The organism is Bradyrhizobium sp. GCM10028915, from assembly GCF_042666195.1.
GTDB lineage: Bacteria > Pseudomonadota > Alphaproteobacteria > Rhizobiales > Xanthobacteraceae > Bradyrhizobium > Bradyrhizobium canariense_D.
Genome location: NZ_JBHTFN010000065.1, coordinates 706,343 through 726,391 on the forward strand (window position 1 = coordinate 706,343; position 20,049 = coordinate 726,391).

A 20,049-nucleotide genomic window follows, 5' to 3' on the forward strand; every position below is an offset into this window, starting at 1 on the left:
AACCTAACGGCTGTTGAGCTCGTCATGCCCGGGCTTGTCCCGGGCATCCACGTTCTTCGTGCTGCGGCCAAGGCGTGGATGGCCGGGACAAGCCCGGCCATGACGCTGTGGAATGGCCTTGCGCCTTAACGCCGAGCTACCATCCCTCCCCCTACCTATCCGGGCTGGCGCGCTCGAACTGGCGCAGGATCTTGTTGCCGCGTTCGACCGCAGCATCGAGCGCGGCTTGCGCGCTCTTGCGGCCGGCAAAGGCCTCCTCCAGCTCGTCCTCAATCGCGCCGCGGATCAGCACGAAGGAGCCGAGCCGGATGCCCTTTGAATTCTCCGTCGGCGGATGCAGCGTGATCTCTTCGAACGACATCGCCGAGCCCGGATTGCGCTCGTAAAAACCTTGCGCGCGCGTCAGCTCGAAGGCGGCGCGGGTGACAGGCAGATAGCCGGTGTTCTGGTGCCAGGCGGCCTGCACGCCGGGCTGCGACAGATAGGCGAAGAATCGTGCCACGCCTTTGTATTCCTCGCGCGGACGGTCGCGCAGCACCCACAGCGTGGCGCCACCGATGATCGAATTCTGCGGCGCACCCTTCACGTCGGGCCAATACGGCATCATGCCGTAGCCGATCTCGAACTTCGAATTCGCCTTGATGTCGGCGCGCGTCGCCGAGGAGCCGATGAAGATGCCGCATTCGCCGTTCTGGAAGCGCGGCTCGGCCGACTGGCCGCGGCCGCTATAGTCGAACACTTTCGTTTTCTGCCACTCGCTGAGCTCGGAGACGTGACGCACGAGAGACGGATTGTTGATGGTCAGCTCGGCATCCAACGCGGCAAAGCCGTTCGCCCGCGTTGCCAGCGGCAGATTGTGGAAGGCTGAAAAATTCTCGACATGGATCCAGGACGGCCAGGAGGTGGTGAAGCCGCACACCGCGCCGCGATCGCGCAGGCGTTTTGCAGCAGCGCCAAGCTCCGGCCAGGTCTTCGGCGGCGCCTCCGGATCGAGCCCTGCGTCGCGGAACATGGTCTTGTTGTAATAAAGAATCGGCGTCGACGAATTGAACGGGAAGGACAAGAGATTGCCGGCCGCATCGGTGTAGTAGCCGGAGACCGCGGGAAGGTAGTCATTGAGCGAGAACGGCTCCTTCATGTCCCGCATCAGGCTGAACACGGGATAGATCGCGCCCTTGGCCGCGGTCATGGTGGCGGTGGCGACCTCGTTGACCTGGACGATCGCGGGCTGGCTCCGCGAGCGGAAGGCGAAGATCGCGGCCGTCACCGTCTCGGTGTAACTGCCCTTGTAAGTTGGCACCACGCGATAATCCGGCTGCGAGGCGTTGAAGTCGGAGGCGAGCTTTTCCAGTTGCCGGCCGAGTTCGCCGGACATGGCGTGCCACCACGCGATGTCGGTCGCGGCACGCACCGGCGCGGCCAAGGAGAGCGCCGCAAAGGCGGCGACGACCTGCAAAAGGCGCGATGCTGAAGTCACGATGGCTCTTTCCATGCCGCACCGACGAAAGCGGCTGCCCCTGCTTAAGGCGCGGCATTTGCGGTTTCAACCGGGAATGAGCCCCGGCCGCGCCGCACAATCACGTCGAGGCGCCCGGCGGGATGGCCTTCCCACGACCATCTGCTAGATTGCATTGAACCTTTTCCTCCCGCCATAGACTCCACCACTGAGGGGTTGAGTGTGCCAGTGTTGAACCGTGCCGAACGCACGCGGACCGGGGTGGTTTTCGTCGCGCTTTTGATCGCCCTCTGCGCGACGGGAGCTGCTGCGCGTGAGTTCCGCGCCGCCGACACCCAGACCGAGGATTATCCGACCGTGCAGGCGCTGCGCTACATGGGCGCCCTGATCGCCGAGCGCAGCGGCGGTCGGCACGAGGTCAAGGTCTTCCACTCCCGCCAACTCGGCGAGGAGAAGGAGACCATCGAGCAGACCCGGGTCGGTGCGATCGATCTCAACCGGACCAATGTGGCGCTGATCGGCAATTTCGTTCCGGCGATGAACGTGCTGGCGATGCCGTTCCTGTTCCGGTCCATCGAGCACATGCAGAAGGTGCTGGACGGGCCGATCGGCAGCGAGATCCTCGGCAGCTTCGAGCCCTACGGCTTCGTTGGCCTCGCCTTCTACGATTCCGGCGCGCGATCGATCTACAACGGCGCCCGCCCGGTCAGAAACGTCGCGGACCTCAAGGGATTGCGGATCCGGGTGCAGCAGTCGGAGTTGATGAGCCAGATGATCCGCGCGCTCGGCGCGGAGCCGGTCGAGATGCCCTATGGGCAGGTGCTTGCCGGGCTTGCCAACCACCTGATCGACGGCGCCGAGAACAACTGGCCATCCTACGTGACGACGGACCATTACAAACATGCCGGCTATCTCGCCCTCACCGAGCACACCATGAGCCCCGAAGTGCTGGTGATTTCGCTGAAGGCCTGGAAAAGCCTGTCGGCCGACGAGCAAACCATCTTCAGGGAAGCCGCACAGCGCTCCAGCCGCTTCATGCGCGAGAAATGGCGCGACCTGGAGGAGCAGTCGCAGCGCAAGGCGGAAGCAGCGGGCGTCACCATCGTCAGGGATATCGACCGCAAGCCGTTCGAAGACGCGATGGTCGCGATCTACGCCAAGGCCGGGCAGGATCCGGCCGCGGCCGCGCTGATCGAACGCATTCGCAAGGTGGAGTGAGGCCTCTTGCCCGGGCTTGGACACAGCGAGCATGCAGACAGGTCGCCCGGCCCGATGGGGCGGCTGCGCGCGCGGCTGGTCGGCGTGCTCCGGGCGGTGCCGATCCGTTGGCGCATCCTGTCGATCGCGGCGCTGAACTCCGCCGTGGTCATCGTGCTGGTCGGGCTGATCTGGAACGGCTCGCAGGTGCTCGGCTCGGCCTGGGACGACGTGCGCCAGGTGCGCGAATCCGACCGGATTCTGGCGCTGCTCGAAAGCGAGACCGGGCGGCTGCACAATCTGATCCACCGCTACATCAACCAGCCGAGCCCCGACCTGTTCGCCGAGATCCTGCTGCTGCGCGAGGCGGTGCTGGGGACGCTGACCAATCGCGCCGCCAAGGACCCGATGCTGTCGGGCTCGGTCGAGGAGCTGGAGCGCACCACCGACCGCTTCCTCAACGGCTTCGGCGAGCTGCGCGGCGTGCAGGCCACCATCGCGAAGACCTACGAGGATCAGGTGCAGGGACCGGCCAGGGACATGGCCGGCCTTTACTCCATCATCGAAGGCGCCACCGGCCATCGCGACGCGCTGATCTGGCCTTCGCTGGGCAAGTCGCGCGAGGCCTTCACCGCGATGCTGGTCGCGGCCAATTCCTACTATCTGTCGCTGTCATCGGGTGCGGCCGACGACGCCCGCCGCAACACCGAGACCATCGAGAAGACCATCCCCGTGATGATCGATCTCGCCGACAACGACCTCCAGCGCATGGCGCTGCGACGACTCGCCGCCCGGACCGCCGCGCTGCGCGAGGGTTTTGCAAAGCTCTCCGAGCAGCTCACGAACCGTACCGAGCTGCTGCGCAACACCATCGACGCCAACCAGGCCGAGGCGATCGGCGCCATCGACGATCTCTCCACCAAGATGCGCCAGCGCGAGCAAAAGGCGCAGGAGACGTTCGACCGCACGCTGGCGGACATTTCCCGTCGCGTTCTCTCCATCGCCGTGATCTTCCTCGGCATCATCCTCACCGCCGGCGTGCTGATCGCGCTGTCGATCCGGCTGCCGCTGCAGCAGATCATGGCGGCGATGCGCGCGATCACGCTCGGCGACCTCGGCCGCGAGGTGCAGGGCACGCGCGCGCGCGACGAGGTCGGAGCCATGGCGCGCGCGGTGGAAGTGTTCCGCGAGAACGCCATCGCGAAGCGCCAGACCGAGGACGAGCTGCGCGCGTCCAAGGAGAAGGCCGAAAGCGCGCTGCTCGAGCTCAACGCCGCGCAGCAGAATCTGATCGATGCCGAGAGGCTCGCAGCCCTCGGCGGCCTCGTCGCCGGCGTCGCGCACGAGGTCAACAACCCGATCGGCATCAGCCTCACCGTTGCGTCGAGCTTTGCCCGGCGCACCGAAATCTTCGAGGCCCAGCTCAAGGGCGACGGCGGCCTGCGCCGCTCGCAGCTGGAAGAATTCGTGCAGTCCTCGCGCGACGCCTCGCAGCAGCTCGTCGCCAATCTCCAGCGCGCCGGCGAGCTGATCCAGTCGTTCAAGCAGGTCGCGGTCGACCGCTCCCATGCCGAGCGGCGACAGTTCTCACTGAGCGAAGCCACCGAGCAGATCATCGCGAGCCTGCGGCCGGTGTTGAAGCGGTCGCCGATCACGCTCCATGTCGACATGCCCGAGGGGCTGCTGCTCGACGGCTATCCCGGCTCCTACGGCCAGATCCTGACCAATTTGTTCCTCAACGCCGCCAACCACGCCTTTGCCGACGGCCGCGCCGGCACGATCACGATCTCGGCGCGGCCGCGCGGGGCCGACGACGTCGAGATCATCTTCACCGATGACGGGGCCGGCATGACCTCCGACGTGCAGCGCCAGGCCTTTGACCCATTCTTTACCACCAGGCGCAATGAAGGTGGCACGGGACTCGGCCTCCATATCGTCTATAACCTCGTCACCCAGCAGCTCGGCGGTCGCATGATGCTGGAATCCAAGCTGGGACAAGGCACTACTTTTCGCATTATCATGCCCCGGGTCGCCAAGGGCGGCGGGCAAAGCACAGAGACTGACGGGACTTCTCAATGGCCGAACAGGACGATGTCCTCCACCTGATCGACGACACCGGTACCGCATCGGAGGATGTTGACGCCCGGAAATGGAAGATCGCCGTCATCGACGACGATCCGGCCGTGCATGACGGTACGCGTTTTGCGCTCTCGGACTATTCCCTCAACGGCCAGGGCCTGGAGATCCTCTCCGCCCATTCCGCGGCCGAAGGTCGCAAGCTGATGGCCGCGCACAACGACATCGCCGCCGTGCTGCTCGACGTCATCATGGAGACGGACGTCGCCGGCCTCGAGCTGGTCGAGTACATCCGCAACGAGCTCAAGAACGAGACCGTGCGCATCATCCTGCGCACCGGACAGCCCGGTCAAGCGCCTGAACGGCGCGTGATCGTGCAGTACGACATCAACGACTACAAAGCGAAGACCGAGCTCACCGCCGACAAGCTGTTCACCTCGCTGACCGCGGCGCTGCGCTCCTACCAGCAGCTCGAGCGCATGCTGCAGACAAGGCGCGGGCTCGAGATCATCATCGACGCGGCTTCGACGCTGTACGATTTCAAGTCGATGCAGCGGCTCGCCGAGGGCGTACTGACCCAGCTTGCCTCGCTGCTCAACGTCGATTGCGCCGGTATCCTGGTTTTGCGCGACAATGGCGGCATCGACCCCGAGCTCTCGGTGCTCGCCGGCAGCGGCTGCTACAGCCGCTTCATCGGCACCACCTCGTCGAAGGCGCTCGACCCCGATCTGCGCGCGATGGTGGAAGCCGCGTTCCAGGGCCGCAAGAACGAATTCGCCGACCACCGCAGCGTGATCTATTTGCGCACCGGAAGCGGCCGCGAGGTCGTGGTGCTGCTGCAGGCCGAGCGCGAGCTGTCCGAGACCGACCGCTCGCTGGTCGAGATCTTCTCCAGCCGGCTCTCGATCGCCTTCGACAACGTCATCCTCTACCAGCAGCTCCAGGCCGCCAACACCCAGCTGGAAGACCGCGTCGCCCAGCGCACCCGCGCGCTGATGCAGGCCAACCGCCGCCTCTCGGCGCAATGGCTGCGGCTGCAACGCGCCAACGGCTTCAAGAACGAAATCCTCGGTACCGTTGCCCACGATCTGAAGAATCCGCTCGGCGTCATCCTCGGCCGCACCGAGATGCTGAAGGAGTTGATCTCGACCGGCGCGTCGTCAGGCGGCGTCGTGGCCCAGGTCGATCACATCCGCGATGCGACCAAGCGCCTGACCACGATGGTCGATCATCTGATCTCGGATGCGATGGCCGATGCCTTCGACATCACCATCCGCCGCGAGCCCGTCGACGTCGCGGCCCTGGTCAAGGAGGTCGCCGAGGCCAACCAGCCGCTCGCCGTCAACAAGCAGCAGGCGATCAGCGTCACCGCGCCCGTCAACGTCGTCACCATGTGCGACACCGACCGCATTCGCGAGGCAATCGACAATCTGATCAGCAACGCCATCAAATACTCACCGATCGGCGGCAAGATCGGCGTCGTCGTCAGCCATGAGGGCGGCGACACCATCGTCCGCGTCAGCGACGAGGGCGCCGGCCTGTCGCCGGAGGATCTCGGCCGCCTGTTCGGCCGGTTCCAGCGGCTGTCGGCAAAACCGACCGCCGGCGAGAGCTCGACCGGGCTTGGGTTGTCCATCGTCAAGCGTATTATCGACATGCACGGCGGCGAGGTGACCGCCGAGAGCGAGGGCCCCGGCAAGGGCTCGACCTTCACCATCACCCTCCCCGCGACCGAAATTTCGTGATCTCAGGACCATGACCCAAAGCCAGCACATCATGATCGTCGACGACGAGGCCCCGGCCCGGGAGATGGTCGGCGATTACCTCAAGATGCACGGCTTCACCGTGACGCTGTGCGACGGCGGTAAGTCGTTGCGCACGGCGATCGACGGCAGCATGCCCGACCTCGTCGTGCTCGACCTCAACATGCCGGAGGAAGACGGGCTCTCGATCATCCGCGACCTCAAGAGCCGCATCAACGTGCCGGTGATCATGCTGACGGCGACGGCAAGCCCGATCGACCGCGTCGTCGGCCTCGAGCTCGGCGCCGACGATTACGTGGCCAAGCCGTGCGAGCTGCGTGAGCTGATGGCACGCATCCGCTCGGTGCTGCGCCGGAGCGCGCCGGCGAAAGCCGTGGCGGACACGGCGGCTGCGAAATCGGACAAGGAGCAATTGGTACGGTTCGGGACGAAGTGGCTCGATCTCGAAGCGCAGGCCTTGCGCGACGACGAGGGCAACGAGCATCCGCTGACCGCATCCGAGTTCGGGCTCTTGAAAGTGTTCGCGGCCAATCCGAAGCGCGTGCTGTCGCGCGAGCGCCTGCTGGAATTGGCCAATGCCCGCGACGCCGAAGCCTTCGACCGCGCCGTCGACCTGCGCATCATGCGCATCCGCCGCAAGATCGAGCCCGATCCGGCAAAACCCGCCGTGATCCGCACCATCCGCGGCGGCGGCTATCTGTTCTCGCCGGCGGGCGAGAAGGCGTAGCGCCTCCCATCGTCGTCCTGGCGAAGGCCAGGACCCATTACCCCAGGCAGAGATTGTGGCGCGAGGCTGGCAACCACGCGTTTCCGCAAAACGTCTCCCTGGGGTCATGGGTCATGGATCGGCGCTCGCTTTGCTCGCTTGTCCAGGACGACACGGGAGTGCGAACGCAAAGGCCCGAAATACGTTCCCGGCGCATCCGCTCGCTGCCTAATCCCATCCCCGTATTTTCCGTACATTGAAATTACACGCTTTTTTGCCCCGAATGTTTCGTCGCGGCTAATTCGACGAAACAATTTGTCGGCGCACGAAACCATTTTCCGCTTTTCGTGCAGACGTCCCGAAACGTTGGCTCATTAACACTTTGGTCCAAGGAAACGCCGCTCGGTTGCGGCGCTACGGGGAGCCAAGTCAATGCCGAACGTCATCGCCATCAACGCCCAAGCCAGCCAGAGCATCATTGCCGCTCAGGCGACCTCGGACGACATGCTTCTCGAAAGCATTGCCGACGGCAACCGGACGTCCATGCACATCCTTTATTGCCGGCACAATGTGCGCGTCTACCGCTTCATCCTGCGGATCGTGCGCGACGCGACCACGGCGGAAGACCTGGTCAGCCAGGTGTTTCTGGACGTGTGGCGGACCGCCGGCCAATTCCAGGGCCGCTCGCAGGTTTCGACCTGGCTGCTCTCGATCGCTCGCTTCAAGGCGCTGACTGCGATGCGCCAGCGCCGCTTCGAGGATATCGACCAGGAAGACGTGCGCCAGATCGCCGATGGTTGCGACACGCCGGAGACCTCGCTCGACCGCAGCGACACCAGCGCCATCCTGCGCGCCTGCGTTCAGAAGCTGTCGCCCGCGCATCGTGAGATCATCACGCTGGTCTACTACCATGAGAAGTCGGTGGAGGAGGTCGGACAGATCATCGGCATCCCGCAGAGCACGGTGAAGACCCGGATGTTCTACGCCCGCAAGCAACTGGCCGAATTGCTTAAGGGCTGTGGCGTCGAGCGCTTCGCCGCCTGAAGTTCAGATATTTCAATGGGATAGGACACAAGTTTAAACCCTACCCCGGACACGGAAGTGTTACCGCCGACGAAACAATTGAAACAAAGCACAACATCAGGCGGAAAAACTTCCCTCCTATAAAGCTCACATACGGTTTCGTTAAACCTCCCAAGACCTCCAACGACCCGGACGGGATGCCCCCCTCCGGGTCGTTTTGTGCTTGGGGCACCGCTGCGGCAGCAGCACTCCCGTCACGAAGGCGTGACGCGGCGTAACGACTGCCTCGCTCATCCCGAACTGCCCTCGTGACCCTCTCCACGAGTGCCCCAATGCTCGAACTTGTCTTTGCTGTCCTCGCCGGCATCCTCACCATCGCCGCGCCGTGCACGCTGCCGATGCTGCCGATCCTGCTCGGCGCCTCGATCGGCCGCAGCTCGCATCTGCGCCCGGCGATGATCGCGCTCGGCTTCGTCATCTCGTTCTCCGCGACCGCGCTGTTGCTCGGCGCTATCACGCGGCTGTTCGATTTCGATCCGAACGTGCTGCGCGACGCGGCATCGATCCTGCTGCTCGGCTTCGGCCTGTTGATGCTGTGGCCGGCGCCGTTCGAATGGCTGTCGATCCGGCTCAACGGCTGGCTCGATCTCGGCAACTCCAGCGCCACGCAGCGCGAGGGCGCACTCGGCGGGCTCGTGCTCGGCACCACGCTCGGCCTGGTCTGGACGCCCTGCGCCGGCCCGGTGCTCGGCTCGATCCTGACGCTGGTCGCGACCACTGAGAACGCGACCTGGGCCGGCACGCTGCTGATCGCCTACGCCATCGGCGCGGCGATTCCCATGCTGGCGATCGCCTATGGCGGGCAAGCCGCCACCACGCGGGTGCGCAGTCTCGCGCGCATCTCGCCGCGGCTGCAGCAGGGCTTTGGCGTCGTCGTGATCGGCTTCGCGCTCGCCGCCTATTTCCAATACGACACGCTGATCGTGGCGTGGCTCACCGGCTTCTATCCCACCGGCCAGATCGGCCTGTGATCATCACTCATTTTCACCGGAGGATCTTTCCATGACTTTCAAACTGCTCGCCGTCTCCGCCGCACTGATCGGCATCGCCGTAACAGGCGCCGTCATCCCCGGCATCTGCGACGAGGCCGCGCGCGCTGTCCCTGTCGTCACCGCCGCCGCCAGCCAGGACACCGCGCCCGACTTCGCCGGCATCAACAACTGGTTCAACTCGAAGCCGCTTAATATCGCCGATCTCCGCGGCAAGGTCGTGCTGGTGGACTTCTGGACCTATGGCTGCGTCAACTGCGTCAACACATTGCCGCACGTCACCGATCTCTATGCCAAGTACAAGGACAAGGGCCTCGTCGTGGTCGGCGTGCACACGCCGGAATTCCCGTTCGAGCGCTCGGCGTCCAATGTGCAGGCCGCCCTGAAGCGCCACGGCATCACCTATCCGGTGGCGCAGGACAATGATTCCAGGACCTGGAACGCTTACCGCAACCGATATTGGCCGGCGCAGTACATCATCGACCAGGACGGCAAGATCGTGTTCCAGCACGAGGGCGAAGGCCGCTATGACGAGATCGATCGCACCGTGGCAAAGCTGCTGAACGCCAATAGCTGACGCCCGGCACGGGTCGCGCCCTTGTTGCTTGACTCCACGGACCCGTCCGTGGAGTTTCGCGGGCCACGTAATCAGCCGCCCGCGATGGACGACGCCACCAACAGCACCGACATTCGCCTTCGCGAGGGCGCCTCGATCGCGCAGCGGCTGGTCATGTCCGGCTTTGCGGCTGCCGTTGCGCTGTGCTTCACGCCGGGCCTGTTCACGCACGACACTCTGGAGGTACTCATCTCCGTGGTCGCGCTGCTCGTGGGAGCGGCGTTCGTCGGCATCATCATGCTGGCGCCGGCGGTGGTGTGGATCATCACGCCGGACGAGATATTGATCGGCGAGCAGCGCCCGTTCGGAAAACTGCGGACGCGGATCGTCGCCAAGGAAAACATCAGGGGATTGCAGGTTCCCGGCAGCAAGAGGGCGAAAGCCCGCTTCCAGCTCGCATTCACGCTGGCCTCCGGTGAGCGCCTGACATCGCCGCCGATCGCCGATATCACCCACGTACACGACACGGTGGCGCGGATCGCCGCGCAATTCGACGTTCCCGACGTCGAGTCTCCGGTCAATCCGCTCGATGCCAGCAATCCCGAGATGCGTCTCGGCGACCCCCTCGAGCCGTTCTCGAAGAGAGACATCAGGATCGTCGCGCTGATCGTCGTCGCATTGTGCGCCGTTCCCTACGCCTACAGGCTCTGGCGCGGCCTGTCGCCCGGGCCGGTCGACATCGTGCTGCTGCCGGTCGGCGCGATGGCCGCTTTCGGCGTTTCCCGTTATGCCAACCTTGTGACCGGCGCGTTCTGGATCATCCGCCAGGGCGATATCCGCGTCGAACGCCTATGGGGCGACGGCACGTTGCGCGCCGACCACATCGAAGGGCGCGACGTCAAGACGATCACGGTCGAGCGCCGCGGCCGCTCCGAGGACGAGCACTGCATCGTCGTGATCCGATTGCAGTCAGGACAACGGTTTCGCAGTCCTCGCATCGGCTCTCGACCTGAGGCCCGGGCCGTAGGTGCCGAAATCGTCCGGCGGCTCGGGATCGCGGCTGAGAATAACCAGATCTGACAGGCCGCGCGCGGTGAGGATGCTGCGACCACTGCTTTTCGCGCCATCCCCCGTTTGTGGCATTGCGCGCGGTCCGTCAAAAAACCAAAGCATTCTCGTGACATATGGTCTAAGGGTGCCTTGAACTTGCCATGAAGATGGCCCTGAGATTTGATGGTTCCAGATGATTTGGCTTTGGCCGCGGGGAGAGCTTGAAATGACGGATTTTCGTCGCCTGACCGGGATGTTTGTGGCTGCGATCGGCCTGATCCTGTCCGCGCCCCACGCCTACGCCCAGCAGCCCGACCGCGGCGACGAGCCGGGCCTGGTCGCGGACGATGCCTATGAGCTCGATCCGGAATGGCAGAAGCAGGTCGTCTACTTCCGCACCACCGAAGCGCCGGGCACCCTCATCATCTCGACCGCCGAACGGCATCTCTATCTGGTGCAGCCCGGCGGCCGTGCGATCCGCTACGGCATCGGCGTCGGCCGCGACGGTTTTCAGTGGCAGGGGCTGGTGAACATCACCAACAAGAAAGAGTGGCCGGACTGGACGCCGCCGCCGGAGATGATCCAGCGCCAGCCTTATCTGCCGCGCTTCATGGCCGGCGGCCCCGGTAATCCGCTCGGTGCGCGCGCCATGTATCTGGGCACCACGGTCTACCGCATCCACGGCACCAACCGGCCCGACACGATCGGCACCAAGGTCTCCTCTGGCTGCTTCCGGCTCGTCAACCGCGACGTCGCCGATCTCTACGATCGCGTCCCTGTCGGCACCAAGGTCGTCATCCGGCAGAAGCCCGAGCTCTGATCTGATCTCCTCGCCTTAGCGAATATTCCTTTTCCCGATTATTTCGAGAGAGCAACATGATGCGCACTTTTCGTGGCGGCCTGCTGATCGGGCTCGCAGTCGCCGTGCTGGTCGCCGTCCTGGCCATCATCTATGAATTCTACGACACCCGCACCCTGAAGCGCACCGTACGCCGCGGAGAGGTGCTGTGCGGCGTCAACAAGGGCCTGCCGGGCTTCTCGATCCCCGACGACAAGGGCAACTGGACCGGCTTCGACGTCGATTTCTGCCGCGCGGTGGCCTCCGCGATCTTCAACGACCCGAGCAAGGCGAAATTCGTCGCGCTCGATGCCAACGAGCGCTTCAAGGAATTGCAGAGCCGGAAAGTGGACATCCTCTCGCGCAACTCGACCTGGAGCATGGCGCGCGAGCTCGACTACGATCTCTATTTCCCCGCGGTCGCCTATTACGACGGCGCAGGCTTCATGCTGCCGCGCGCGCGCAACAAGGAAACCGCGCTGGACCTGACCGGGAGCAAGGTCTGCGTCCAGACCGGGACCACCACGGCGCTCAATGTCGCGGATTACTTCCGTGCCAACAACATGAAGTATGAAGAGGTGAAGTTCGACAAGCTGGACGACGTGGTGAAGGCCTACGACACCGGCAAATGCGACACGCTCTCCGCCGACGTCTCCCAGCTCTACGCGCTGAGGATCAACCTGTCGAAGCCCGGCGACAGCATGATCCTGCCGGACATGATCTCCAAGGAGCCGCTCGCCCCCGTCGTGCGCCAGCGCGACGACGACTGGATGATGATCGTGAAGTGGACGCTGTACGCGATGATCAACGCCGAGGAGCTCGGCGTCTCCTCGGAGAACATCGACGAGGCCCTGAAGTCGAAGAAGCCGGAAGTGATGCGGCTGGTCGGCACCGAGGGCAATTACGGCGAGCAGCTCGGCCTGACCAAGGATTGGGTGGTCCGCATCATCCGCCACGTCGGCAATTACGGCGAGATGTACGAGCGCAACATCGGCGAGAAGTCGAAGCTGAAGATCCCGCGCGGCATGAACCAGCTGTGGAATGCGGGCGGCGTGCAGTACGCGCCGCCGGTGCGGTAAGGCGCTCTATCCGCCGTCATTGCGAGGAGCGCAGCGACGAAGCAATCCAGAGTCGCTCCTCGGTGACAGACTGGATTGCTTCGCTGCGCTCGCAATGACGAGCTTGGGGCAGGCGCTTTCCACTCTCTCAACTGTCATCGCCCGGCTTGACGGGCGATCCAGTACTCCGAGACATCAATCGCATACTGAGGGGCCGCGGCGTACTGGATCGCCCGCCCCAGTGCGCAATTGCGCACAAGGTGGGCGATGACACCCAATGCGACGCGACGGTGCGCCTCAATACCCCCGCGCCCTTGCCAGCTGCTCGGTGTGGTAATTGGCGTCGCCGAACAATTCCTCGCACACGCGCGCGCGCTTCATAAAGAAGCCGATGTCGAACTGGTCGGTCATGCCCATGCCGCCATGCATCTGCACGCCTTCCTGCACCGCGCGCGTGGCGGTGGTGCCGGCGCGGGCTTTCGCCACTGCGACGGCTGACGCCGCCTTGGCGACGTCCGTATCGAGCGCTTGCAGCGCCTTCATCACGGCGGCGCGGGTGATCTCGATATCGACATAGAGTTCGGCGGCGCGGTGCTGCAGCGCCTGGAATTCGCCGATCAGCTTGCCGAACTGCTTGCGGCTCTTCAGGTACTCGACGGTACGGTTGAACACCTCTTCGCTCAGACCCACCATTTCGGAGGCCACTGCGCCCCGCCCGATATCGAGCACGCCGTGGAGCAAGCCGGCTCCCTGGTCGACTTCGCCGAGCACGCTGTCGGCATCGACCTCGACATTGGCAAGCTCGATCCGCGCCGCATTGTGCGCGTCGACCATGATGGTGCGCTCGATCGCAACGCCCTTGGCCTTGGGGTTGACCAGGAACAGCGTCAGCCCCTCGCGCTCGCCGGCCGAACCCGCCGTACGCGCAGCGACGATGAGGAGATCGGCAACGTGACCGTCGACCACCAGCGCCTTGGCGCCGGAGAGTTTGAAGCCGTTGCCGGCGCGCACGGCCTGGAGGCTGGTCTGAAGCGGGCGGTGTTTTGCGCCCTCGTCGATCGCGAGCGTCGCGAGCAGGGAGCCGTTGGAAATTTTCGGCAGATACTCCGACTTCTGCGCGGCATTGCCGCCACGGTTCAGTGCCGAGGCCGCGACCACGCTGGTTGCGAGGAAGGGCGAGGGCATCAGCGTGCGGCCGATCTCCTCCATCACCACCCCGGCCTCGACATAGCCGAGGCCGCTGCCGCCGAACTCTTCCGGCACCAGCAAGCCGGCAAAACCCATCTCGGCGAAGGAATGCCAAAACTCCCTGGAGAAGCCGATTGGGTCTTTGCTATCGCGCAGATGCCGCAAATGCGACACCGGCGCCTTGTCGCTGATCAGCCCGCGCGCGCTGTCGCGGAGCATCGATTGTTCTTCGGTGAGGACGAGAGCCATGTACGTGTTTCCAACAAAGTGCGGTTCGGCTGAATTCGTGGTGACCCTCATGGTGAGGAGGCGCGGAGCGCCGTCTCGAACCATGCAGGCCCGACTCATCCTTCGAGACGCGGCCTGACGGCCGCTCCTCAGGATGAGGCTTATCCTAGGCCCCCGGTAGATCGAGGATGCGCTTGGCGACGATGCCGAGCATGACCTCCGTGGTGCCACCCTCGATCGAGTTGGCCTTGGTACGCAGCCAGGCGCGCGGACGAGCACCTTGTTTCGAACGCTCGCTCTCCCATTCCAGTGCATCGACACCGCCGGCCGACATCAGAATCTCGTAACGGCGCTTGTTGAGCTCGGTGCCGTAATATTTCATCGCCGACGAGAACGCCGGATGCGCCTGCCCCGCCTTGGCGAGATCGACCGCGCGCTCGGCGCAGGCTGCAAGGGCGGCTTCATCGACGTCGAAGCTGGCGATGCGGCCACGCAGCATCGCATCGTCGAGCCGCCCCAGCGCATCGGTGCCGACGGAATCGGCCGCAATCTGGCCCAGCGGACGGCCGACGCCGCGCTCGCCCATGCCTGATATCATCGCGCGCTCATGCTGGAGCAGATATTTTGCGACGTCCCAGCCTCGATTGACGGTGCCGACCACATGCGATTTCGGCACGCGGACATTGTCGAAGAAAGTCTCGCAGAACGGCGAGTAGCCGGAGATCAGGAGGATCGGTTTGGTCGTCACGCCCTTCGAGGTCATGTCGAACAGGATGAAGCTGATGCCGTCATGCTTCTTCGCGGCGGGATCGGTGCGGACGAGGCAAAAGATCCAGTCGGCGTAGTTGGCGTAGGACGTCCAGATCTTCTGGCCGGTGATGACGAAATCATCGCCGTCGCTCTCGGCGCGGGTCTGCAGCGAGGCGAGATCGGAGCCGGCGTTCGGTTCGGAATAGCCCTGACACCAGCGGATCAGGCCCGCGGCGATCTTTGGCAGATGCTCCTTCTTCTGGGCATCGTTGCCGTATTTCAGCAGCGCCGGCCCGAGCATCCAGATGCCGAAGCTCGACAGCGGGGGCCGCGCGCCGATCCTGGCCATCTCCGCGCGCAGCACCTTGTGCTCGGCGGCGCTCAGACCACCGCCGCCGTACTCCTTCGGCCAATCGGGTACGGTCCAGCCCTTGTCGCGCATGCGCTCGAACCAGATGCGTTGCGGCTCCGACGAGAATTTTGCGTTACGTCCGCCCCAGAACACGTCGGCGTCGGACGTCGCGGGCTTGCGCATCTCCGGCGGGCAATTGGCCTCGAGCCAGGCGCGCGTTTCGCTGCGGAATGTTTCGAAATCGGCGGTCTCAGTCTCGCTGGCCCTGGAGTCAGTCATGGGTCGTTTCCATCAATCTATGTCGGTTTGTTGGGCGCGACTCTGGGCCAAGCTCCCGCGGAATTCAACCACTTCCGTGTCACGCATCCGCTATAGTCGCCGCCACGGCGAGCTTGAAAACAAAGAGGAAACAACAATGCGCCTGAAGCTTCTTTCGCCTGGCGAAATGAACGAGAGCCAGCGGCAGACCTATGACGAGTCGATTGCCGGCAAGCGCGGCAAGCCGCCGGCGCCGATGATGGCCTGGCTCAACAGCCCCGACATGGCCCGTCACGCCACGCGGCTCGGCGAGGTCCTGCGTTACGATACGATATTTCCCGCGAAACTTTCGGAGATCGCGATCCTGGTGACGGCGCGGCACTGGACCGCCCATTACGAATGGTACGCGCACAAGCGGCTGGCGCTTGCGGGCGGCATGGACCCTGACATCATCGACGCGATCCGCGACCGCCGCACGCCCGTCTTCGACGATCCCAGGGCTAAGATGATCTACGACGTCGCAAAATCGCTGCATGAGAGCCACGGCGTCGAGAAGGGCCTCTATGACGAGGCGGTGAAGCTGCTCGGCGAGCGCGGCGTGGTCGAGGTGATTGGTCTCTGCGGCTATTACACGCTGGTGTCGATGACGCTGAACACGTTTGAGTTCGAGCTGCCGGAGGGCGAGGTGCGGGAGCTGTCGTAAGTTGCCTATCCGGAAACGCTGGGTTTCGGGATCGGCCGGTAGCACTGTCCCGAGGCCGGACTTATGTGGAGTTCATCAACGGAGCAGCCGCATGTCGCAAAACCAAGCCGTCGCCGCCGGCACCAGGATCGGCCACGTCCATCTCAAAGTCGCCGATCTCGATCGCGCGCTGGGCTTCTATTGCGGCGTGCTCGGTTTCGAGCTGATGCAGCGCATGGGCTCGGGCGCGGCCTTCATCTCGGCCGGCGGCTATCACCACCACATCGGGCTCAACACCTGGGAGAGCAAGGGCGGCTCGCCGCCGCCGCCTGATGCGACCGGGCTCTATCACACCGCGATCCTCTATCCGACGCGGCCGGCGCTGGCGGATGCGTTGCACCGCGTGCTCTCGGCCGGCATTGCGCTCGACGGCGCCAGCGACCACGGCGTCAGCGAGGCGCTGTATTTGCGCGATCCGGACCAGAACGGTGTGGAGCTGTATTGGGACAAGCCGCGGGAGCAATGGCCATTCGGGCCGGACGGCAAGCTTTCGATGTTCACGAAGCGGCTGGATGTGGAGGAGCTGCTGAAGCAGCGGGAGGCCTAGTCCGCACCTCGCCACTGCACGAGCCTCAGGACCCATCCGGCCGCATAGAGCCCGACGCCGAACACGGCATGCGTGAGTAGCGTGTTGAGACGCGCCACGTTGGGACGTGGCGCGCGATGGGCAGCAATGCCGAGGCCCATGCCCGGCTGCATGATCAGGAAAGGTGCCGCCGCGCTGCCGATTCCGACGATCAATGCGGGGCCGACACGCGGGGAATGCAGCCAATCGAGCCCCCAGATCGCCAGCAAGACGGCCGCGAACGCAATGCCGATCAGGTAGTGCGCGGCCCACCCAATCAGGCGCTCGCGTGGAGCCGGATCGGGTGCCGCGATCTTAAGATGCCGATACTGTCCGCGCGCGAGCAGGATGAGCCAGCGACCTAGGAGTCCATAGTCTAGCGATGGGATTCCAAGAACATGCGCGCGGAGAACTGCCCAACCATCGATCACGGCCGTTGCACCGGATCCGATCAAGGCGGCGCCGACCAGAAATTCAATCATTTCACCCATTCGAGACCTCGCCTGCCGCGTCGGCTGAAGCCCGCGCCTGGATCATCCAGCATGCGGCGGTAAAACGGATCGCATCTGCCTCCACGTAGGGGGCGAAGGCGGGCCGCACCGCATCCACGACCCTTTCGCGCAATCCCCTGTCGGCGTCCTGCAGGATCGTTCCGACGGGTCCCAGCCAACCGACATAGCGAGCGAGTTCGCTGGCAGGAAAGCGGCATGGAATATCCACCGGCCGGATGTCGATCTCGGTCCAGCCGCTCTCCAGCAGGATGGTCCTGACCCGATCTTTGTCAGCGAAGGCGAACTGCCCCGGACCGCCGGATGGACGGGCAGGCATATTCGGCAGAAGGGGCGCGGCGGCTCGTTCGGCCGCCGTCATGAACGGATTCTCCGCTGCGCCCCGCCATGCAACGACGGCGAGCCCGGCGCCTTCGGCGGCAGCGCGCCTCAGATTTGCGAAGGCCGCAACGAAGTCTTCGAAGAACATCACGCCGAGACGTGAAATGATCGTATCGAAGCTCGCCGGGTCGAATTTATGGTGCTGCGCATCGGCGCAGATAAAGCTGGCCGAGGTGCCTTCGCGCTCGGCGCGGGCCAGCGCCGCCCCGATCATCGGCGCGGAGATGTCGATGCCGACCACACGGCCGCCTTGCCCGAGCTTTCGCGCGACCGCAACGGTCAGACCACCAGTGCCGCAGCCGACGTCCAGGACGCGACGATTGGAGCCGGCAGGAACGGCCTCGCACAGCGGCCTCTCGAATTGCTTGAACATCTCATCCAGGATGTCTTGGGTCTCGACCCAGGCGCGTCCGGCGGGACCATTCCAAAGCCTCATCTGCTCAATCGCCTTCTGCATAGCGTCCATGATGGTTTCCCCTTTCGTCTTGCCTTGGCGGCGTTGGACGCGGCATACTGCCAGTTCAAGTGAACTTGAGGTCAAGAGGCGTGATGACGATCGATATCGCCGAAGTCGCACGGCGCTCCGGTGTTCCGGCGTCGACGCTGCGATTCTATGAGGAAAAGCGGTTGATTGCCCCGATCGGCAGGCGCGGCCTGCGCCGGCTGTTCGATCTGGAGATCCTGGATCGCCTGGCGCTGATCGCGCTGGGGCGCGCGGCGGGCTTCTCGCTCGATGAAGTTGCCCGGATGTTCGCACCCGACGGACGGCCGCGTATCGACCGGCGGAAGCTTGCCGCCAAGGCCGACGAGTTGGACCGAACGATCCGCAAGCTTATCGCGATGCGCGACGGCCTGCGCCATGCCGCGGCCTGTCCGGCGCCAAGTCACATGGAATGCCCGCATTTTCGCCGCCTCATGCGGGTCGCGGCATCGGGAAAGGCGAGGTCGCCCAAGCGGGCACCGCGCGCGCCGCGATCAGACTGAAGGGGTCGATCGCCTTGTGTGCCCCCGCACCATGATCAACGCCGCCGCCAGCAGCTCCAGCGCAATACACAGATAGAACGGCAGCTCATAGCCACCGGAGAAATCGCGCAGAAAACCGACCACGCCGGGGCCGAACGCATAGGTCACCTGGTTGATCGCGGTGTTGAGGCTGATCAGCACGCCGAACGAGGCGGAATCGAATTCCTGCTGCACGATCAGCGACGGCAGCGTGATGAGATTGCCGACCGAGAAGCCGAATAACGCGCAGGCGGCGATCAGCACGTAATCATTGTGCAAATTGATGACGACGAGAAGCGCCACGGCCTGGCTCAGAAACGACAGCGCCGAGGCGAGCCGCTGGTTGAGTCGGTCGATCACCAGCGAGAACAGCACCCGGCCGATCACCGCCATCGCGGTCAGCACCGCAACCGCGACGGCCGCGCGCTCGCGCCCGATCACGGGATCGAGGAACGAGATCAGGTGGACGATGAAGCCGACCTGCGCGAACAGCACCAAAGCAAAGGCAATGGTCACGGTGAGGAAGCCGACATCGCGCAACGCCTGGCTACGAATCTGCGCCGACGATTGCGGCTTCGTTTTCGTCGCGGCGCGCCGGCCATGGAGATCGGGCGGGCGGCCGACGACAATCAGGATCACCGGCACGAGCAGTACCAGCATGGCGCCGGCGACGATAAACATCGCGCTGGCGAAGCCGACATGGCCGATCAAGGTCACCAGCAGCGGCACGCCGACGATGCCGCCGAAGCTTGCGCCGTTCAGCGCGAGGCTGATCGCCATGCCGCGCTTCTGGTCGAACCACAGGCTGATCGTGTTGGTGATCATGGCCAGGCTCGTGCCGGCCCAACCGAAGGCGAGCACGGCGTTCGCGAGATAAAGCTGCCACGGTTCGCGCACCGCGCCGATCGCGACCGCCGCGGCCGACATCGCCAGCGTCCCTGCGATCAGGCCGAGGCGCGGGCCGTACTTGTTGACGGCTTCGCCGACGAAGACGACGAGCAGCGCGCCGAACAGATAGAAGAACGTCGTGGCCGACGAGATCAGCGAGGCCGACCAGCCGTGCGCACGCTGGAGCTCGGCGACATAGACGCTCTGGCCGTAGAAGCCGAGCCCCCAGCCGAAGGTCGCGAGCAGGAAGCAGACCGCAACGATGCGCCAGCCTTCGTAGCGGAGAGAGGATTCGTCGACGCATCCGTCGTGTCGGGGGTTATCGAGCATTTGCGCTTGTCCTTGGTTTCCCCCGCGAGCGCCGTGTTTCACGCTCGCCTGTTCATGACGAGCATCATGTAACGATCCAAGCCT

General features: G+C 64.5%; 19 protein-coding genes. 13 read left to right on the plus strand and 6 right to left on the minus strand.

Going from position 1 to position 20,049, the window contains the following annotated elements; genetic code table 11:
* Positions 1–151: 151 nt before the first annotated feature.
* Positions 152–1,492 carry a sn-glycerol-3-phosphate ABC transporter substrate-binding protein UgpB gene (ugpB, locus tag ACFQX9_RS33020; RefSeq protein ID WP_377791570.1) on the minus strand — a complete coding sequence of 447 codons (1,341 nt, stop codon included), beginning with the start codon at positions 1,490–1,492 and terminating at the stop codon, positions 152–154.
* Between the two features lie 186 nt (positions 1,493–1,678).
* On the opposite strand from ugpB, the gene ACFQX9_RS33025 reads away from it, so the two are divergent.
* From ACFQX9_RS33025 to ACFQX9_RS33070, 10 genes are all read left to right on the plus strand, one after another.
* Positions 1,679–2,674, plus strand: coding sequence for a TRAP transporter substrate-binding protein (locus tag ACFQX9_RS33025; RefSeq protein WP_026233068.1), 996 nt, complete (start codon positions 1,679–1,681; stop codon positions 2,672–2,674).
* Between the two features lie 54 nt (positions 2,675–2,728).
* Positions 2,729–4,759 carry an ATP-binding protein gene (locus ACFQX9_RS33030; protein ID WP_018456008.1) on the plus strand — a complete coding sequence of 677 codons (2,031 nt, stop codon included), beginning with the start codon at positions 2,729–2,731 and terminating at the stop codon, positions 4,757–4,759.
* On the plus strand, positions 4,729–6,474 hold the full coding sequence (locus tag ACFQX9_RS33035) for a DUF3369 domain-containing protein (RefSeq protein WP_018456007.1): 1,746 nt from the start codon (positions 4,729–4,731) through the stop codon (positions 6,472–6,474). The genes ACFQX9_RS33030 and ACFQX9_RS33035 overlap by 31 nt, the downstream gene beginning before the upstream one ends.
* 10 nt (positions 6,475–6,484) lie before the next feature.
* On the plus strand, positions 6,485–7,219 hold the full coding sequence (locus ACFQX9_RS33040) for a response regulator (RefSeq protein ID WP_085361898.1): 735 nt from the start codon (positions 6,485–6,487) through the stop codon (positions 7,217–7,219).
* A gap of 411 nt (positions 7,220–7,630) precedes the next feature.
* A complete protein-coding gene (locus tag ACFQX9_RS33045) occupies positions 7,631–8,242 on the plus strand; it encodes a sigma-70 family RNA polymerase sigma factor (RefSeq protein ID WP_018456005.1) in 612 nt (203 codons plus the stop codon).
* A 311-nt stretch (positions 8,243–8,553) separates the two neighbouring features.
* Positions 8,554–9,252, plus strand: a complete 699-nt coding sequence (locus ACFQX9_RS33050) for a cytochrome c biogenesis CcdA family protein (RefSeq protein WP_377791571.1) — start codon at positions 8,554–8,556, stop codon at positions 9,250–9,252.
* A 31-nt stretch (positions 9,253–9,283) separates the two neighbouring features.
* Entirely contained in the window at positions 9,284–9,847 is a 564-nt protein-coding gene (locus ACFQX9_RS33055; protein ID WP_377791572.1) for a redoxin domain-containing protein, read from the plus strand.
* Between the two features lie 84 nt (positions 9,848–9,931).
* The gene (locus ACFQX9_RS33060) at positions 9,932–10,906 is read left to right on the plus strand and encodes a hypothetical protein (protein WP_377791573.1); all 975 of its coding nucleotides are present in this window, start codon (positions 9,932–9,934) and stop codon (positions 10,904–10,906) included.
* A gap of 196 nt (positions 10,907–11,102) precedes the next feature.
* Positions 11,103–11,696 (plus strand): L,D-transpeptidase, encoded by a 594-nt coding sequence (locus tag ACFQX9_RS33065; RefSeq protein ID WP_007597994.1) that lies wholly within the window; start codon positions 11,103–11,105, stop codon positions 11,694–11,696.
* 59 nt (positions 11,697–11,755) lie between these two features.
* Positions 11,756–12,793 (plus strand): amino acid ABC transporter substrate-binding protein, encoded by a 1,038-nt coding sequence (locus tag ACFQX9_RS33070; protein WP_085362044.1) that lies wholly within the window; start codon positions 11,756–11,758, stop codon positions 12,791–12,793.
* 276 nt (positions 12,794–13,069) lie between these two features.
* Here ACFQX9_RS33070 and ACFQX9_RS33075 read toward each other — a convergent pair whose 3' ends face one another.
* Together ACFQX9_RS33075 and ACFQX9_RS33080 are read right to left on the minus strand one after the other, a co-directional pair.
* Positions 13,070–14,209: an acyl-CoA dehydrogenase family protein gene (locus ACFQX9_RS33075; protein WP_018455999.1), complete on the minus strand. Its 1,140-nt coding sequence runs from the start codon at positions 14,207–14,209 to the stop codon at positions 13,070–13,072.
* Positions 14,210–14,354: 145 nt separating this feature from the next.
* Complete coding sequence (locus ACFQX9_RS33080) at positions 14,355–15,569, minus strand: acyl-CoA dehydrogenase family protein (protein ID WP_377791574.1); 1,215 nt, start codon at positions 15,567–15,569, stop codon at positions 14,355–14,357.
* A gap of 136 nt (positions 15,570–15,705) precedes the next feature.
* On the opposite strand from ACFQX9_RS33080, the gene ACFQX9_RS33085 reads away from it, so the two are divergent.
* Both ACFQX9_RS33085 and ACFQX9_RS33090 read left to right on the plus strand, forming a co-directional pair.
* The gene (locus tag ACFQX9_RS33085; RefSeq protein WP_377791575.1) at positions 15,706–16,251 is read left to right on the plus strand and encodes a carboxymuconolactone decarboxylase family protein; all 546 of its coding nucleotides are present in this window, start codon (positions 15,706–15,708) and stop codon (positions 16,249–16,251) included.
* Between the two features lie 91 nt (positions 16,252–16,342).
* A complete protein-coding gene (locus tag ACFQX9_RS33090; protein WP_018455996.1) occupies positions 16,343–16,837 on the plus strand; it encodes a VOC family protein in 495 nt (164 codons plus the stop codon).
* Here the strand turns inward: ACFQX9_RS33090 and ACFQX9_RS33095 are convergent.
* Positions 16,834–17,346 (minus strand): DUF2938 domain-containing protein, encoded by a 513-nt coding sequence (locus tag ACFQX9_RS33095; RefSeq protein WP_085349644.1) that lies wholly within the window; start codon positions 17,344–17,346, stop codon positions 16,834–16,836. The genes ACFQX9_RS33090 and ACFQX9_RS33095 overlap by 4 nt on opposite strands.
* A complete protein-coding gene (locus ACFQX9_RS33100) occupies positions 17,339–18,286 on the minus strand; it encodes a class I SAM-dependent methyltransferase (protein WP_377791576.1) in 948 nt (315 codons plus the stop codon). Before ACFQX9_RS33100 ends, ACFQX9_RS33095 begins: the two co-directional genes overlap by 8 nt.
* 8 nt (positions 18,287–18,294) lie before the next feature.
* Between ACFQX9_RS33100 and ACFQX9_RS33105 the strand changes: the two genes are divergently transcribed.
* Entirely contained in the window at positions 18,295–18,729 is a 435-nt protein-coding gene (locus ACFQX9_RS33105) for a helix-turn-helix domain-containing protein (protein WP_377791577.1), read from the plus strand.
* On the opposite strand, the gene ACFQX9_RS33110 is transcribed toward ACFQX9_RS33105, so the two are convergent.
* On the minus strand, positions 18,721–19,965 hold the full coding sequence (locus tag ACFQX9_RS33110) for an MFS transporter (RefSeq protein ID WP_377791578.1): 1,245 nt from the start codon (positions 19,963–19,965) through the stop codon (positions 18,721–18,723). The genes ACFQX9_RS33105 and ACFQX9_RS33110 overlap by 9 nt on opposite strands.
* Positions 19,966–20,049 lie beyond the last annotated feature (84 nt).

Coding starts and splice junctions, on each gene's coding strand:
- ugpB (WP_377791570.1), bottom strand. CDS start 1,492: ATGGAAAGAGCCATCGTGACTTCAGCATCGCGCCTTTTGCAGGTCGTC.
- ACFQX9_RS33030 (WP_018456008.1), top strand. CDS start 2,729: ATGGGGCGGCTGCGCGCGCGGCTGGTCGGCGTGCTCCGGGCGGTGCCG.
- ACFQX9_RS33035 (WP_018456007.1), top strand. CDS start 4,729: ATGGCCGAACAGGACGATGTCCTCCACCTGATCGACGACACCGGTACC.
- ACFQX9_RS33040 (WP_085361898.1), top strand. CDS start 6,485: ATGACCCAAAGCCAGCACATCATGATCGTCGACGACGAGGCCCCGGCC.
- ACFQX9_RS33045 (WP_018456005.1), top strand. CDS start 7,631: ATGCCGAACGTCATCGCCATCAACGCCCAAGCCAGCCAGAGCATCATT.
- ACFQX9_RS33050 (WP_377791571.1), top strand. CDS start 8,554: ATGCTCGAACTTGTCTTTGCTGTCCTCGCCGGCATCCTCACCATCGCC.
- ACFQX9_RS33055 (WP_377791572.1), top strand. CDS start 9,284: ATGACTTTCAAACTGCTCGCCGTCTCCGCCGCACTGATCGGCATCGCC.
- ACFQX9_RS33060 (WP_377791573.1), top strand. CDS start 9,932: ATGGACGACGCCACCAACAGCACCGACATTCGCCTTCGCGAGGGCGCC.
- ACFQX9_RS33065 (WP_007597994.1), top strand. CDS start 11,103: ATGACGGATTTTCGTCGCCTGACCGGGATGTTTGTGGCTGCGATCGGC.
- ACFQX9_RS33070 (WP_085362044.1), top strand. CDS start 11,756: ATGCGCACTTTTCGTGGCGGCCTGCTGATCGGGCTCGCAGTCGCCGTG.
- ACFQX9_RS33075 (WP_018455999.1), bottom strand. CDS start 14,209: ATGGCTCTCGTCCTCACCGAAGAACAATCGATGCTCCGCGACAGCGCG.
- ACFQX9_RS33080 (WP_377791574.1), bottom strand. CDS start 15,569: ATGACTGACTCCAGGGCCAGCGAGACTGAGACCGCCGATTTCGAAACA.
- ACFQX9_RS33085 (WP_377791575.1), top strand. CDS start 15,706: ATGCGCCTGAAGCTTCTTTCGCCTGGCGAAATGAACGAGAGCCAGCGG.
- ACFQX9_RS33090 (WP_018455996.1), top strand. CDS start 16,343: ATGTCGCAAAACCAAGCCGTCGCCGCCGGCACCAGGATCGGCCACGTC.
- ACFQX9_RS33095 (WP_085349644.1), bottom strand. CDS start 17,346: ATGGGTGAAATGATTGAATTTCTGGTCGGCGCCGCCTTGATCGGATCC.
- ACFQX9_RS33105 (WP_377791577.1), top strand. CDS start 18,295: ATGACGATCGATATCGCCGAAGTCGCACGGCGCTCCGGTGTTCCGGCG.
- ACFQX9_RS33110 (WP_377791578.1), bottom strand. CDS start 19,965: ATGCTCGATAACCCCCGACACGACGGATGCGTCGACGAATCCTCTCTC.